Consider the following 14,550-nt stretch of genomic DNA (forward strand, 5'->3'; position numbering starts at 1 on the left):
ACGGGTTCAGTTGACCGGTACTAATAGGCCGAGGACTTGACTACTAAGCTGCTACGCGTCCACTGTGCAACTCTTGACAAACGAACAACAACCCCGAGTGTGGTGTGGTGTTGTTTGATATGTTGATAGAGTTACGGCGGTCATGGCGGAGGGGAAACGCCCGGTTACATTCCGAACCCGGAAGCTAAGCCCTCCAGCGCCGATGGTACTGCACTCGGGAGGGTGTGGGAGAGTAGGACACCGCCGGACATTCTTTCGTTAAGGGCCACCCCCAAAAGGGGGGTGGCCCTTAACGCATTCCCGTACCCCGCCCGATCAGAACGCGTACCGGATGCGGCAGTACGGCAGCTTCGCAGCGATGAGGTCCGTCAGCGCGGTCACGTACCCACCCTTGCGGCCGGTGCGGTATCGCACGTTCCAACCGCCGGTCTGCGACCGCTTGGGCTGCTGGAGGTCCGGCCGCCAGAGCACCTCCTCGGCCCTCGGGTGCCAGCCCAGGTTGACCTCGTGCAGCCGGTCGTTGTGGGTCAGGAAGATGACCTCGGCGGCGAGTTGCGCCTTTGCGCGCGGGCCGAGCGCGTCGTCGAGCTGGTCGAGCAGCTCCGCCCAGTCGTCGAGCCAGCCGTCGCGGACCACCACCGGACTGAAGTTGACGTGTACCTCGTAGCCGGCCGCGACGAAGTCGTCGATGGCGGCCATCCGGTCCGCGATCGGGGAGGTCCGGATGTCGAGCAGCTTCGCGTCCCGCGCCGGCATCAGCGAGAACCGGACGCGGGTGCGGCCCCGTGGGTCCCAGTCGAGCAGCTCCCGGTTGACGTGCTTGGTGGCGAAGGTGGCCTTCGCCGTCGGCAGGTCCCGGAAGAGCGTGACCAGGTCCCGGACGTTGTCGGAGATCCTGGCGTCCAGCGAACAGTCGGAGTTCTCGCCGATGTCGTACACCCAGGCGGTGGGATCGCACTGGTTCGGCTCGGGCTTGACGCCCTGGCGGCCCACGTGGCGGCCGAGGTAGCCGGTGATCCGGTCGATGTTGGCGAAGACCGTCACCGGGTTGCTGTAGCCCTTGCGGCGCGGCACGTAGCAGTAGGCGCAGGCCATCGCGCAGCCGTTCGCCGTGGACGGGGCGATGAAGTCGGCCGAGCGGCCGTTCGGGCGGGCGGTGAGGGACTTCTTGACCCCCAGCACGAGCGCCTCGGTCTTGATCCGCACCCACCGGGCCACGTTCGTCTCGTCCCCGTACAGCTCCGGGATGCGGGAGTGGCTGGCGACCTCCACGCGCTCCGCGTCGGGGAAGCGGGCCAGCACGACCTGCCCCCGGGGCAGCGCGGCGGCCTCCGGCTCCACGTAGATCCGCCGGATGTCGAACAGCCGCCGGTGCGGCGCAGCGTCGGTCACGAAATAGGACAACTGCGGACCGATCGGCATTGTTCCCGCCCGCGGGCGCCGTTTCCCGGCAGGGCCCTCGGGTACCCGGCCGTATGCCCGAGGGCCACCTCATCCACCGGTACGCGCACGAGCAGCACGCCGCGCTCGCCGGCCAGGTCATCGCCGCGTCCAGCCCGCAGGGCCGCCTCGACACCCGACCGTACGACGGCCGGCGGCTGCACGCCGTGGAGGCGTACGGCAAGCACCTGCTCTACCACGTCGACGGCGCCCCGGGCCTGCACGTCCACCTCGGGATGAGGGGACTGTTCCTGCGCCACGACGACCCGGGCGTCCCGCCGCGCAAGGGCGTGCGGCTGCGCCTGGCCGGCGCCTCCGTCGCGTACGACCTGATCGCCCCGACCCGCTGCGAGCCGCTGCCGGCCGACGGCGAACGCGCGCTGCGGGCCTCGCTCGGCCCGGACCCGCTGCGGGCCGACGCCGACGGCGACGAGGCCGTGCGGCGGCTGACCGTCGCCCGCACGGCGGTCGGCGCGGCGCTGCTCGACCAGGCGGTGTGGGCGGGGATCGGCAACGCCTGGCGGGCGGAACTGCTCTTCCTCGCCGGCCTCGACCCGGCCGCCCGGAGCGTCGCGCCGGCGGCCGCCCACCGGCTGTGGGACCTGGCCGTCCGGCACCTGGCGCTCGGCCGGGACGCCGGCCAGGTGGTCAGCGACCCGGCGGCCCCCGACGAGCGGTGGGTCTACAAGCGGACCACCTGCCGCCGCTGCGGCGCCCCGGTGCGGACGTGGGAGCTGGGCGGCCGCACCGCCTACGCGTGCCCCGTCGACCAGCCGGCGGCCTGATCCGCCCGGCGGACGGCCGGCGCTGTTCCGCCCCCGGATGAGCGAGACGCGCGCGTATGCGCCCGCGCCCGACGAGGATGGCCCCCGCCGTCGGGTCGCCGTTGGATGGAGGCATGACAAACACCAACGACACCGTCCTCGTTCTCGGCGGCACCGGCCGGACCGGCCGCCGCGTCGCCGACCGCCTCGCCGCCCGCGGCGTGCCCGTCCGGCTCGGTTCCCGGTCCGCCGCGCCCGCGTTCGACTGGGCGGACCGGGCCACCTGGCCCGAAGCCCTCGCCGGGGTCGGCGCGGTCTACGTGTCGTACCAGCCGGACCTGGCCGTGCCGGGCGCCGTCGAGACCGTGGAGTCGTTCACGCGGCTGGCCGTGGCCAGCGGCGTGCGCCGGGTGGTCCTGCTCTCCGGGCGGGGCGAGCCGGAGGCGCACCAGGCCGAGAAGGCGGTCGCCAACGTCGTGGACGGCGTCGGCGGCCGCTGGACCGTGGTGCGGGCGAGCTGGTTCCACCAGAACTTCAGCGAGGGCCCCTTCGCCGACGGGATCCGGGAGGGGACGTTGTACCTGCCGGTCGGCGACGTGCGGGAGCCCTTCGTCGACGCCGACGACATCGCCGACGTCGCCGTGGCGGCGCTGTTGGCGGACGGGCACGCCGGTGAGGTGTACGAGGTGACCGGCCCCCGGCTGCTGACGTTCGCCGAGGCGGTGGCCGAGATCGCCGCGGCGACCGGCCGCCCGGTCTCGTTGGTCCCCGTCGCCCTGGCGGAGTACGTCGACGCGCTGCGCGGGGCCGGCGTCCCCGCCGACGTGGTGTCGCTGCTGACGTACCTGTTCACGGAGGTGCTGGACGGGCGCAACCAGAGCCTGACGGACGGCGTCGCGCGGGCGCTCGGGCGCGCGCCCGCGGACTTCGCCGACTACGCCCGTGCCGCGGCCGCGACGGGCGTCTGGACCGCCTGACGTCCCTTCCGGCGGCTCAGCGGGACAGCGTGTCGGTCCCGGTCGTCGCCGGGCGGCCGGCTCGGGGTGGCGGTCACCGCACGGGTCGCCACCGGGGTGTACCTGTCGCCGGCGAACGCCGGCTACCTGGTGGCGAAGGCCGGCCGCGGCGACCACGCCCTCGACCTTTCGCTCGTCCGTGACTGAGCGCCCGTACGTCCTGCTCAGCTGCGCGACGTCGCTGGACGGCTACCTCGACGACACCAGCGGACAGCGGCTGCTGCTGTCCAACGAGGCCGACCTGGACCGGGTCGACGAGGTCCGCGCCGGATGCGACGCGATCCTGGTGGGTGCGGGCACGGTCCGCCGCGACGACCCGCGCCTGCTGGTCCGCTCCCCGCGGCGACGCGCCGCCCGTCTCGCGCGTGGCCTGCCCGCCTCGCCGACCAGGGTCACCGTGACCGGCTGCGGGGACTTGGACCCGGCTGCCCGCTTCTTCACCGCCGGCGACACCGACCGGATCGTCTACTGCGCGACCCCGGCCGTGGAGAAGACCGGGGAGCGCCTCGCGGGCCGCGCCACGGTGGTGGACGCGGGCGATCCGGTGGAGCCGGCGCGGGCGTTGGCCGACCTCGCCGCCCGGGGGGGTGGACCGGCTGATGGTGGAGGGCGGGGCGAGCGTGCTTGGGCAGTTCCTCACCGCCGGCCTCGCCGACGAGCTGCACCTGGTGGTGGCCCCGTTCTTCGTCGGCGACCGGCGGGCGCCCCGGTTCGGCGGCGAGGGGCGCTTCCCGTGGCACCCTGGCCGCCGGGCGCGGATGGCGGAGACCCGCCAGCTCGGCGACGTCGTGCTGCTCCGCTACGCGCTGTCGGAACGCTGCGATGCGGGCTGAGCGGGCACGACCCCGAGCGCCCCCGCCCACCCGCCCGCCGCGGCGCCGTCGCGGCGCGGTGCGGGCGGAGCCACGGCGGCGGGCGCTGCCCGAGCATCGGCCGGCCGGACTGTGCATACTTGCGCGGTTGATGTCGTGCCGGCGGGCGGTCCCCCCGGCTGCTGCGCGGGGTGGTTTGTGGTGGTCGACAGGACGACGGCGGGGCGTGCCCAGGCAACCGGCGGCGGCGCCGCGGCGATGGCCGACCCCGGGCTGCGGCAGTTGCTGGCCGGGCTGACCGCGGTGCGCGACGGCGACTTCGGCACCCGCCTGCCGGAGGACGCCGACGGCCTGCTGGGGGAGATCGCCACCGTCTTCAACGGGATGGTGGACCAGCTGTCGCTGTTCACCTCCGAGGTGACCCGGGTGGCCCGCGAGGTGGGCACCGAGGGGCAGCTCGGCGGGCAGGCCGAGGTGCCCGGGGTGTCGGGCACCTGGAAGGACCTCACCGACTCGGTCAACGCCATGGCCGGCAACCTCACCGACCAGGTCCGCGACATCGCCGAGGTGGCCACGGCGGTGGCGCGGGGCGACCTGTCGCAGAAGATCACCGTCGACGTGCGCGGCGAGATCCTGGAGTTGAAGATCACCATCAACACGATGGTGGACCAGTTGTCGTCGTTCGCCGACGAGGTGACGCGGGTGGCCCGGGAGGTGGGCAGCGAGGGGCGCCTCGGCGGGCAGGCCGAGGTGCCCGGGGTGGCGGGCACCTGGCGCGACCTCACCGACTCGGTGAACTTCATGGCCGGCAACCTGACCAGCCAGGTGCGCAACATCGCCCAGGTCACCACGGCGGTGGCGCGGGGCGACCTGTCGCAGAAGATCACCGTCGACGCCCGGGGCGAGATCCTGGAGCTCAAGAGCACCATCAACACGATGGTGGACCAGTTGTCGTCGTTCGCCGACGAGGTGACGCGAGTGGCCCGGGAGGTCGGCACCGACGGGCGCCTCGGCGGTCAGGCCCAGGTCAGCGGCGTCGCCGGCACCTGGCGCGACCTCACCGACTCGGTGAACTCGATGGCGGTCAACCTCACCGACCAGGTGCGCAGCATCGCGCAGGTGGCCACGGCGGTGGCGCGGGGCGACCTGTCGCAGAAGATCACGGTCACCGCGCACGGCGAGATCCTGGAGCTGAAGAACACCATCAACACGATGGTGGACCAGTTGTCGTCGTTCGCCGACGAGGTGACCCGGGTGGCCCGGGAGGTGGGCACCGAGGGCCGCCTCGGTGGCCAGGCCGACGTCAAGGGCGTCTCGGGCACCTGGAAGGACCTCACCGAGTCGGTCAACGTCATGGCGGACAACCTCACCGCGCAGGTGCGCAGCATCGCCGAGGTGACCACGGCGGTGGCCAAGGGCGACCTGACCCAGAAGATCCGGGTCGACGCGCGCGGCGAGATCCTGGCGCTGAAGGAGACCATCAACACGATGGTCGACCAGCTCTCCGCGTTCGCCGACGAGGTGACCCGGGTGGCCCGTGAGGTGGGCACCGAGGGCCGGCTCGGCGGCCAGGCGCGGGTGTCCAACGTCGGCGGCACCTGGAAGGACCTGACCGACAACGTCAACGAGATGGCCAACAACCTCACCAACCAGGTGCGCTCGATCGCGCTGGTCGCCACCGCGGTGGCCCAGGGCGACCTGAGCCGGCAGATCACCGTGGAGGCCAAGGGCGAGGTGGCGGTGCTGGCCCAGACCATCAACACGATGGTCGGCACGCTGGGCGCGTTCGCCGACGAGGTGACCCGGGTGGCCCGTGAGGTGGGCACCGAGGGCCGGCTCGGCGGCCAGGCGCGGGTGCCGAACGTGGCCGGCACCTGGAAGGACCTCACCGACAACGTCAACTCGATGGCGAACAACCTCACCGGCCAGGTGCGCAACATCGCCCAGGTCACCACGGCGGTGGCGCAGGGCGACCTGACCAAGAAGATCGACGTCGACGCGCGCGGCGAGATCCTGGAGCTGAAGACCACGATCAACACGATGGTGGACCAGCTCTCCTCGTTCGCGGCGGAGGTGACCCGGGTGGCCCGGGAGGTCGGCAGCGAGGGTCGCCTCGGCGGGCAGGCCGAGGTCGAGGGGGTCTCCGGCACCTGGAAGCGGCTCACCGAGAACGTCAACGAGCTGGCCGGGAACCTCACCCGCCAGGTCCGCGCCATCGCCGAGGTGACCAGCGCGGTCGCCACCGGCGACCTGACCCGCTCCATCACCGTGGACGCCCCGGGCGAGGTCGGCGAGCTGAAGGACAACATCAACTCGATGGTGGAGTCGCTGCGCGAGACCACCCGGACCAACCAGGAACAGGACTGGCTCAAGACCAACCTGGCCCGCATCGCCGGCCTCATGCAGGGCCACCGCGACCTGGAGGTGGTCGCCGGCCTGGTGATGAACGAGCTGGCCCCGCTCGTCTCCGCCCAGCTCGGCACGTTCCTGCTGGTGGACGAGAGCGCCGGCGGGACCGGCCTGCGGGTGATCGGCGGATACGGGCACGACGCCAGCGGCCGCCGGTACGCCCTCGGCGACTCCCTCGTCGGGCAGGCCGCGGTGAGCAAGCGGGCGATCGTGGTGGAAGCCGTGCCGGCCGACTACGTCACCGTCTCCTCCAGCCTCGGCGCCGCCGCCCCGCTGCACCTGGTGGTGCTGCCGATCCTCTTCGAGGACCAGGTGCTCGGCGTGATCGAGCTGGCCAGCATGAGCCGCTTCACCGAGGTGCAGCGCGACTTCCTCGACCAGCTGACCGAGACCCTGGGCGTCAACGTCAACACCATCGTCGCCAACGCCCGTACCGACGTGCTGCTCACCGAGTCGCAGCGCCTCGCCGCCGAGCTCCAGGCCCGCTCGGAGGAGTTGCAGGCCCGCTCGGAGGAGCTCCAGCGCTCCAACGCCGAGCTGGAGGACAAGGCGGCCCTGCTGGCGCGGCAGAACCACGACATCGAGACGAAGAACTCCGAGATCGAGCAGGCCCGCCAGGAGCTGGAGACCCGGGCCCAGCAGCTCGCGCTCGCCTCGAAGTACAAGTCGGAGTTCCTCGCCAACATGAGCCACGAGCTGCGTACGCCGCTGAACTCGCTGCTCATCCTCGCCCAGCTGCTGGCGCAGAACCCGAACCGCAACCTGACCGCCAAGCAGGTCGAGTACGCCACCGTCATCCACTCGGCCGGCACGGACCTGCTCCAGCTCATCAACGACATCCTCGACCTGTCCAAGGTGGAGGCCGGGAAGATGGACATCAACCCGGAGACCTTCGAGCTGGCCGCGCTGCGCGACTACGTCGACGCGACGTTCCGGCCGCTGACCACCCCCCGCGGCCTGGAGCTGGAGATCACCACCGGGCCGGGCGTGCCGACCGAGCTGCACACCGACGAGCAGCGGCTGCGGCAGGTGCTGCGCAACCTGGTCTCCAACGCGGTGAAGTTCACCGAGCGGGGGCGGGTGCAGCTGCGCATCGAGCGGGCCGCGCCGAGCGAGCTGCCCGACGGCTTCGCCCAGACGGACGCCGTCCTCGCGTTCCGGGTGATCGACACCGGCATCGGCATCGCCGAGCAGCACCTGACCGCGATCTTCGACGCCTTCCAGCAGGCCGACGGCACCACCAGCCGGCGGTACGGGGGCACCGGCCTCGGGCTCTCCATCAGCCGGGAGATCGCCCACCTGCTCGGCGGCCGGATAAAGGCGCACAGCGTGCTCGGCCAGGGCAGCACGTTCACCCTCTACCTGCCGGTCGGCGCGGTGCCGACGCCGGCGGGCGCGGAGGCCGTCACGGACGGCGGCGCGTCGCCGTGGTCGCCCCCGGCCGCGCTGCCGCCGGCCGTCGCCCTCCAGCCGGGCGAGCCCCGCCGGATGCTGGTGCTGGAGCGCCACGACAAGGGGCTGCTGACGCTGCTCGCCCAGGGGGTGGCGGCGGACCTCGGCGACGCGCACCCGCCGGTGGAGGTCTCCACGGCGGTGGACGTGGCCTCGGCGCTGGAGACGCTCGCCGGCGGGCGGCACCACGTCCTGGTGCTCCAGCTCGACCTGCCCGACGACGGCGGGACGACGCTGCTCAAGGCGCTGCACGACGACCCGGCGCTGCGCGGGGTGCCCGTGCTGGCGTACCACGGGCACCCGCTGGCGGCCGGCCAGCAGGCCCTGCTCCAGGCGCTGGCCCACGAGCGGCCGCTGGAGGTCCTGCGCAGCCTGGACGACCTGCGCGAGCGGATCGCCCTGCACCTGACGGCGGTGACCCCCGAGCGGGTGCTGCCGTTCGCGCCGGTGCTGCCCGACGTCCGGCCGGCCGCCGACGCGCTGCCGAGCGACCTGACCGGCCGCAAGGTGCTGGTGGTGGACGACGACGCGCGCAACGTCTTCGCGCTCACCAACATCCTGGAGCTGCACGGGCTCGACGTCGTGTACGCCGAGAACGGGCGGCAGGGCATCGAGACGCTGATGCGGCACGACGACATCGACCTCGTGCTGATGGACGTGATGATGCCGGAGATGGACGGCTACGCGGCCACCGCCGCGATCCGCGCCATGCCCCGCTACGCGGACCTGCCGATCATCGCGGTGACGGCGAAGGCGATGCACGGCGACCGGGAGAAGAGCATCTCCTCCGGCGCCAGCGACTACGTCACCAAGCCGGTGGACGCCGCCGACCTGCTCCAGTGCATCCACCGGTGGCTCAACGGCTGACCCGTTCCGCCGCCCGGCGGCCGGCCGGTGGGTGCCGCGACCCGGCGGCCGGCCGGTGGGTGCCGCGACCCGGCGGCCGGCCGTGGTCCCGCCGCCCGGAACCCCGGGCCGGGTCGGGTCGCCGGAACCCCGGGCGGGCCGGGTCGGGGTCCGGCCCGCCGTCAGCGCCGGCGGGCCTCGAAGGTCTCCCGGTCGAGGAACATCAGCCGGGCCCGCTTGCCGTTCAGGTCGATCAGCGGACCGGCGACGAAGCCGGTGCGCAGCAGGCGGTCCACCGCCTTCTCGTTGCGCGCGTCCGGCTCCATCACGACGCGCCGGCGTCGCGGGTCGGCGAAGACGAAGCCGAGGAACACCTCCAGCAGGGCTCCGGTGAAGCCCCGCTCGGGCCGGGTCGGCGGGCCGATCAGCAGGTGGGCGCCGTGGTCGCCGGGCTGGACCTCGTAGCACTCGCCGACCGGGTCCGCCGCCGGCTCGTACGTCTGGAACAGCGCGACCGGCACGCCGTCGCGGTGCGTCAGCCAGGCGTGGTGGGTGGGCAGCGAGTCCAGGTAGCGGTAGATCTCCTCGACCCGCTCGCGGCCGGCGTCGCGCATCCCCCAGAACCGGGCCCGTTCCTCGCCGACCCAGCCGTGGATCAGGTCGATGTCGGTGTCCGGGTCGAGAGGGCGGATCGTCACCAGGCCGAAGCCGTCGACGTCCTGCCGGTAGGTGCTGACGACATCACGCATCGTGTGCCACCGTACGGTGATTCCGGTCGATGCGCACGCAGGGTGGCTCGCGGCGTGGCGCCGGCGGCCGACGGTCCCCGGCGGTGCCCACGACCGTCAGCCGCCGGCGGCCGCGACCGTCGGGGCGCTCGCGCCGGCACGGCGGCGGGCGGCGGGCACGACCAGGGGAGTGCCGGTCTCGGGGTCGTCGATGACCCGGCAGGGCAGCCGGAAGACCTCCTCGACCAGCTCCGCGGTGACCACCTCCCGGGGCGGGCCGGCGGCGACCACCCGACCCTCGCGCATCGCGATCAGGTGCGTGGCGTAGCGGGCGGCGTGGTTGAGGTCGTGCAGCACCGCCACCAGCGTCCGGCCCTGCTCCTCGTGCAGCCGGGCGCAGAGGTCGAGGATCTCGATCTGGTGGGCGATGTCCAGGTAGGTGGTCGGCTCGTCCAGCAGCAGCAGGGGCGTCTGCTGGGCCAGCGCCATCGCGATCCACACCCGCTGCCGCTGCCCGCCGGAGAGCTCGTCGACGGGCCGGTCGGCCAGGTCCGCGACCCCGGTGGCCGCCATCGACTCGGTGACCACCCGCTCGTCCTCGCGCGACCACTGCCGCAGCAGCCCCTGGTGCGGGTACCGGCCGCGGGCGACGAGCTCGGCGACGCCGATGCCGTCCGGGGCGATGGACGTCTGCGGCAGCAGGCCGAGGGTGCGCGCGACGCCGCGGGCCGGCAGCCGGTGGATGTCCTCGCCGTCCAGCAGCACCGCCCCGGCGGCGGGCTTCAGCAGCCGCGACAGGGCGCGCAGCAGGGTGGACTTGCCGCAGGCGTTCGGGCCGATGATCACCGTGAAGGACCGGTCGGGCACCGCGACGCTCAGGTCCTCGGCGATGGTCCGCCGCTCGTAGGCGAGGGTCATCGCGCTGCCGCTCAGCCGGGACTGCATGCTCGGTGCTCCGTTCTCGTCGTGGTGCGCCCGCCCACGCGGGCCGTTGCCGGTCACAGCCGGCCGGCCCGGCGTTCGGTGGCGAGCAGCCAGATCAGGTAGGCGCCGCCCAGCACCCCGGTCACCACGCCCACCGGCAGTTGGTGCCCGGGGAAGGCCCGCAGCGCGAGCTGGTCCGCGCCGACCAGCAGCACCGCCCCGACGGCCGCCGAGGGCAGCAGGTTCGGCCCCGGCGCCCGGGTCAGCCGCCGCGCCAGGTGCGGCGCGGTGAGCGCCACGAAGTTCACCGGCCCGGCGGCGGCCGCCGCGAGCGAGACCAGCAGCACCGCCGCCGCCAGCACGACCAGGCGCACCCGCTCCACGCGTACGCCGAGGGCGGAGGCGGTGTCGTCGCCCATCTCGACCAGGCGCAGGGCCGGCCCGAAGCCGATCAGCACCACCGGCACCAGCACCGCCAGCGCGCTCAGCAGGGGGACCACGTTCACCCAGCCCCGCCCGTCCAGGCTGCCGGTGAGCCAGAGCACGGCGCGGGCGGCGTCCATCAGCTGGGCCCGGGTCAGCAGCCAGCCGTTGACCCCGGTGAGGATCGCCATGGTGCCGATGCCGACCAGGATCAGCCGGAACCCGTGCACGCCGCGCCGCCAGGCCAGCGCGTACACCAGCACGCCGGTGACGAGGCCGCCGATCACCGCCGCCGAGGCCAGCAGCATGCTGCTGCCGCCGAGCACCACCACGATCAGCGCGCCGGTCGACGCGCCCTGGGTGAAGCCGAGCATGTCGGGGCTGCCCAGCGGGTTGCGGACCAGCGACTGGAAGACCGCGCCGGCCAGGGCGAGCGCGGCGCCGACGCAGAGCGCGGTCACCAGCCGGGGCAGGCGCAGCTCGGTGACGATGAACTCCTCGGCCGGGCTGCCCCGGCCGACGAGGGCGCGCAGCACGTCGGCGGGACTCATCGGATAGTCGCCGCTGCCGATGGCGAGCACGCTCAACGCCAGGGCGAGCGCCACGCAGGTGAGGCCGACGGCGATGGCGCGGGGGCGCAGCCGCAGGGACAGGCCGCCGGGGGTGCGGATCGTGATCACGGGTGGGCCACCCGCCCGCGCAGCACCAGCCAGAGGAAGAGCGGCCCGCCCGCCACGGCGGTCACCATCCCGACCTGGAGTTCGCCCGGTCGGCTCAGCACCCGGCCCAGCACGTCGGCGCCGAGCAGCAGCACCGGGGCGAGCACCGCGCAGTACGGCAGCAGCCAGCGCAGGTCCGGCCCGGTGAGCGCGCGGACCAGGTGCGGCACGAGCAGGCCGACGAAGACGATCGGCCCGCAGGCGGCCGTGGCGGCGCCGCAGAGCAGCGTGATCGCCACGATCACCGTGGCCCGGACGACGGCGGGCCGGGCGCCGAGCGCGCGCGCCGCGTCGTCGCCGAGCGCCAGCGCGTTGAGCGCCCGGGTGGCGGCCAGCGCGACCAGCAGGCCCGCCGCGATGAACGGCGCGACCGTGCGCACGGTGGCGGGCTCGGCGCTGGCCAGCGACCCGACCGTCCAGAACCGCAGCCGCTCCAGCGACGCCGTGTCGAGCAGCATCACCGCGCTGACGTACGAGTAGAGGGTGGCGTTGAGCGCCGCGCCGGCCAGCGCCAGCCGGGCGGGGGTGGCCCCGCGCCCGCCGCCGACGACGTAGACCGCGGCGGTCACGACGGCCGCGCCGAGCAGCGCGAACCAGACCTGGCCGCCGACGCCGCCGATGCCGAACAGGACCGCCCCGGTCGCCACCGCCGCCGAGGCGCCGGCGTTGATGCCGAGCAGCCCGGGGTCGGCCAGCGGGTTGCGGGTCAGCGCCTGCATCACCGCGCCGGCCACGCCGAGCGCCGCGCCGGCGAGCAGGCCCAGCAGCGTACGGGGCAGCCGCATCCGGTGCACGACGGCGTACTCGGCGGCGTCGCGGTGCAGCAGGCCCTGCCACACGTCGGCGAGCGGGAGCTGCTTGGCGCCCACGGCGATGCTGAGCAGCGCCACGGCGACGAGGAGCAGCACCGACGCCGCGAGGCCGGCGGCCCGCAGCACGGCGCGGCCGGGCCGGCGCGCGACGGGCGGCGCCGGCGGCGCGCCGACGCGTGAGGAGAGGGTGGCGGACAGTGTGGGCTCCGATGTGGTGCGGAATTCCGGGCTGGGCTTGACAGCGATTTAGGTTAGGTTAACCTAACCCCGCTGTCCATGGTCATTCGCCCGACCCTGATCGAAAGACACCGTCATGCCGCATCCCGTGTCCGCCCGCCGACTCTCCCGCCGGGGCCTGCTCGCCGCCGGTGGCGCCGCCACCCTGGCCGCCCTGCTCGCCGGCTGCGGCCGGGACGACGACTCCGCCACCCCAGCCGCCCAGAACTCCGGCGGGCCCTGGTCGTTCACCGACGACCGCAACGAGAAGGTGAGCGCCGCGAACCGCCCGACCCGGGTGGTCGCCTTCACCGGGGTCGCCGCCGCGCTGGTCGACTTCGGGCTCGACAAGCAGATCGTCGGGGTGTTCGGCGAGACGAAGCGGGCCGACGGCAGCAAGGATCCGCAGGCCGGTGACCTGAACGTGGAGTCCGTGCAGATCCTCGGCAACGTCTGGGGCGAGTTCAGCCTGGAGAAGTACGCGGCCCTGCGGCCGGAGCTGCTGGTCACCCACATGTACGACCCGGGCGCCCTGTGGTACGTGCCGGACGAGAGCAAGGACAAGATCCTCCCGCTCGCCCCCAGCGTCGCGATCACCACCGCCCGGGTGCCGATGACCAAGCCCATCGAGCGGTACGCGCAGCTCGCCGAGTCCCTCGGCGCCGACCTGTCCGCCAAGAGGGTCACCGACGCCAAGGCCCGCTTCGAGGCCGCCGCCGAATCGGTCCGCCAGGCGGTCAAGGCGAACCCGGGCATCAAGGTCCTCGCCTGCTCCGGCAGCCCCGACCTGTTCTACGCCTCCAACCCCAAGGTCAGCACCGACCTGATGTACTTCGCCGAGCTGGGCGTCGACATCGTCGTCCCCACCAAGCTGGAGGCCGGCGACTACTTCGAGGCGCTGAGCTGGGAGAACGCGGGCAAGTTCCCGGCCGACCTGCTCCTGCTGGACAACCGCAACACCGCCCTGCAGCCCAAGGACATGGCCGCCAAGCCGACCTGGCAGCAGCTCCCGGCGGTCAAGGCCAACCAGATCACCCCGTGGGACGCGGTGCCCCGCTTCTCGTACGCGGGCGCCGCGCCGCTGCTGGAGAACCTGGCCACCGCCATCCGCAACGCGAAGAAGGTCACCGCATGACCACCGCGGTCGCGCTCCAGTACCGCTTCTACGCCGCGCAGGTCGTCGGCGCCCGGCGGATCGGCGCCTCCCTGATCCGGGTCACCCTCGGCGGGCCGGAGCTGGCGGACTTCGCCGGCGGCGGCCGGGACCAGAGCGTCTCCCTGTTCCTGCCGCACCCCGGCCAGCCCGAGCCGGTGCTCCCGGGCCGGGCGGGGGAGGACTGGTTCGGCGCGTACCGGGCCATGCCGGCGGAGGTGCGCGCGGTGATGCGCTCCTACACCATCCGGGAGCAGCGCCCCGAGGTGGCCGAGGTGGACATCGACTTCGTCAGCCACGGCGACACCGGTCCCGCCTCCCGCTGGGCCCGGCACGCCCTGCCCGGGGACCGGGTGGTGCTGCTCGGCCCGGCCGTGCACGACAACCGCAGCGTCTGCTTCCGGCAGCCGGCCGGCACCGACTCGGTGCTGCTGGTCGCCGACGAGACCGCGCTGCCCGCCGCCGCCGGGATCCTGGCCTGGTTGCCCGCCGACGCCCGGGTCCTGGCCTTCGTCGAGGTGCCCGACGCGGCGGACATCCAGGAGCTGCCCACCGACGCGCGGGCCGAGGTGCGCTGGATCGTGCGGGGCGGCACCGCCCCCGGCAGCACCCTGCTGGCGGACGCGGTCCGCGCCGCCCGGCTGCCGGCCGGCACCCCGTACGCCTGGGTCGCGGGCGAGTCGGCGATGGTGCGGGCGGTCCGGCGGCACCTCGTCGCCGAGCGCGGCCTGGACCGGCGGCACGTCACCTTCTCCGGCTACTGGCGGCGCGGCGCCTCCGAGGAGGACCTGCGCGCCGAGGCCGCCGCCGCGGCCGTCGCCTGACGACGGGCCGGC

General features: G+C 73.8%; 10 protein-coding genes, 1 rRNA gene and 2 pseudogenes. 8 read left to right on the forward strand and 5 right to left on the reverse strand.

The features are described 5' to 3' along the window. The first annotated feature begins 132 nt into the window (after positions 1–132). Positions 133–249: ribosomal RNA gene (rrf, locus tag ACGF7U_RS20065) — 5S ribosomal RNA — on the forward strand. Positions 250–315: 66 nt separating this feature from the next. Here rrf and ACGF7U_RS20070 read toward each other — a convergent pair. Then, positions 316–1,422, reverse strand: a complete 1,107-nt coding sequence (locus tag ACGF7U_RS20070; protein WP_393108677.1) for a spore photoproduct lyase family protein — start codon at positions 1,420–1,422, stop codon at positions 316–318. Positions 1,423–1,475: 53 nt separating this feature from the next. Here ACGF7U_RS20070 and ACGF7U_RS20075 point away from each other — a divergent pair, with 53 nt between their 5' ends. From ACGF7U_RS20075 to ACGF7U_RS20095, 5 genes and pseudogenes are all read left to right on the forward strand, one after another. Further along, a complete protein-coding gene (locus ACGF7U_RS20075) occupies positions 1,476–2,225 on the forward strand; it encodes a DNA-formamidopyrimidine glycosylase family protein (protein WP_393108679.1) in 750 nt (249 codons plus the stop codon). Positions 2,226–2,338: 113 nt separating this feature from the next. Further along, positions 2,339–3,181 carry an NmrA family transcriptional regulator gene (locus ACGF7U_RS20080; RefSeq protein ID WP_393108681.1) on the forward strand — a complete coding sequence of 281 codons (843 nt, stop codon included), beginning with the start codon at positions 2,339–2,341 and terminating at the stop codon, positions 3,179–3,181. A gap of 57 nt (positions 3,182–3,238) precedes the next feature. Next, positions 3,239–3,367: pseudogene (locus ACGF7U_RS20085) on the forward strand (GTP cyclohydrolase); the annotation flags it as partial. Continuing rightward, positions 3,360–4,053, forward strand: a pseudogene (locus tag ACGF7U_RS20090) (RibD family protein). The pseudogenes ACGF7U_RS20085 and ACGF7U_RS20090, both read left to right, overlap by 8 nt. A gap of 237 nt (positions 4,054–4,290) precedes the next feature. Then, entirely contained in the window at positions 4,291–8,760 is a 4,470-nt protein-coding gene (locus ACGF7U_RS20095) for a HAMP domain-containing protein (RefSeq protein ID WP_393109197.1), read from the forward strand. A gap of 161 nt (positions 8,761–8,921) precedes the next feature. On the opposite strand, the gene ACGF7U_RS20100 is transcribed toward ACGF7U_RS20095, so the two are convergent. The 4 genes from ACGF7U_RS20100 to ACGF7U_RS20115 form a co-directional block, all read right to left on the reverse strand. Further along, entirely contained in the window at positions 8,922–9,488 is a 567-nt protein-coding gene (locus ACGF7U_RS20100; protein WP_393108683.1) for a GNAT family N-acetyltransferase, read from the reverse strand. 96 nt (positions 9,489–9,584) lie between these two features. Continuing rightward, positions 9,585–10,412, reverse strand: a complete 828-nt coding sequence (locus tag ACGF7U_RS20105; RefSeq protein ID WP_393108685.1) for an ABC transporter ATP-binding protein — start codon at positions 10,410–10,412, stop codon at positions 9,585–9,587. A 53-nt stretch (positions 10,413–10,465) separates the two neighbouring features. Continuing rightward, the gene (locus ACGF7U_RS20110; RefSeq protein WP_393108687.1) at positions 10,466–11,494 is read right to left on the reverse strand and encodes a FecCD family ABC transporter permease; all 1,029 of its coding nucleotides are present in this window, start codon (positions 11,492–11,494) and stop codon (positions 10,466–10,468) included. Further along, positions 11,491–12,591 (reverse strand): FecCD family ABC transporter permease, encoded by a 1,101-nt coding sequence (locus ACGF7U_RS20115; protein ID WP_393109199.1) that lies wholly within the window; start codon positions 12,589–12,591, stop codon positions 11,491–11,493. The genes ACGF7U_RS20110 and ACGF7U_RS20115 overlap by 4 nt, the downstream gene beginning before the upstream one ends. A gap of 67 nt (positions 12,592–12,658) precedes the next feature. On the opposite strand from ACGF7U_RS20115, the gene ACGF7U_RS20120 reads away from it, so the two are divergent. Next, positions 12,659–13,696 (forward strand): ABC transporter substrate-binding protein, encoded by a 1,038-nt coding sequence (locus ACGF7U_RS20120; protein WP_393108689.1) that lies wholly within the window; start codon positions 12,659–12,661, stop codon positions 13,694–13,696. Beyond that, positions 13,693–14,538 (forward strand): siderophore-interacting protein, encoded by an 846-nt coding sequence (locus ACGF7U_RS20125; protein WP_393108691.1) that lies wholly within the window; start codon positions 13,693–13,695, stop codon positions 14,536–14,538. The genes ACGF7U_RS20120 and ACGF7U_RS20125 overlap by 4 nt, the downstream gene beginning before the upstream one ends. The last annotated feature ends 12 nt before the right edge of the window (positions 14,539–14,550 follow it).

Source organism: Micromonospora sp. NPDC047670 (assembly GCF_043204915.1).
In the GTDB taxonomy this organism is placed as follows: Bacteria; Actinomycetota; Actinomycetes; order Mycobacteriales; family Micromonosporaceae; genus Micromonospora.

What these genes read in the sequence shown, in the direction of transcription:
- ACGF7U_RS20075 (WP_393108679.1), top strand. Translation starts at nt 1,476, where the DNA reads ATGCCCGAGGGCCACCTCATCCACCGGTACGCGCACGAGCAGCACGCC.
- ACGF7U_RS20105 (WP_393108685.1), bottom strand. Translation starts at nt 10,412, where the DNA reads ATGCAGTCCCGGCTGAGCGGCAGCGCGATGACCCTCGCCTACGAGCGG.
- ACGF7U_RS20120 (WP_393108689.1), top strand. Translation starts at nt 12,659, where the DNA reads ATGCCGCATCCCGTGTCCGCCCGCCGACTCTCCCGCCGGGGCCTGCTC.
- ACGF7U_RS20095 (WP_393109197.1), top strand. Translation starts at nt 4,291, where the DNA reads ATGGCCGACCCCGGGCTGCGGCAGTTGCTGGCCGGGCTGACCGCGGTG.
- ACGF7U_RS20125 (WP_393108691.1), top strand. Translation starts at nt 13,693, where the DNA reads ATGACCACCGCGGTCGCGCTCCAGTACCGCTTCTACGCCGCGCAGGTC.
- ACGF7U_RS20080 (WP_393108681.1), top strand. Translation starts at nt 2,339, where the DNA reads ATGACAAACACCAACGACACCGTCCTCGTTCTCGGCGGCACCGGCCGG.
- ACGF7U_RS20100 (WP_393108683.1), bottom strand. Translation starts at nt 9,488, where the DNA reads ATGCGTGATGTCGTCAGCACCTACCGGCAGGACGTCGACGGCTTCGGC.
- ACGF7U_RS20070 (WP_393108677.1), bottom strand. Translation starts at nt 1,422, where the DNA reads ATGCCGATCGGTCCGCAGTTGTCCTATTTCGTGACCGACGCTGCGCCG.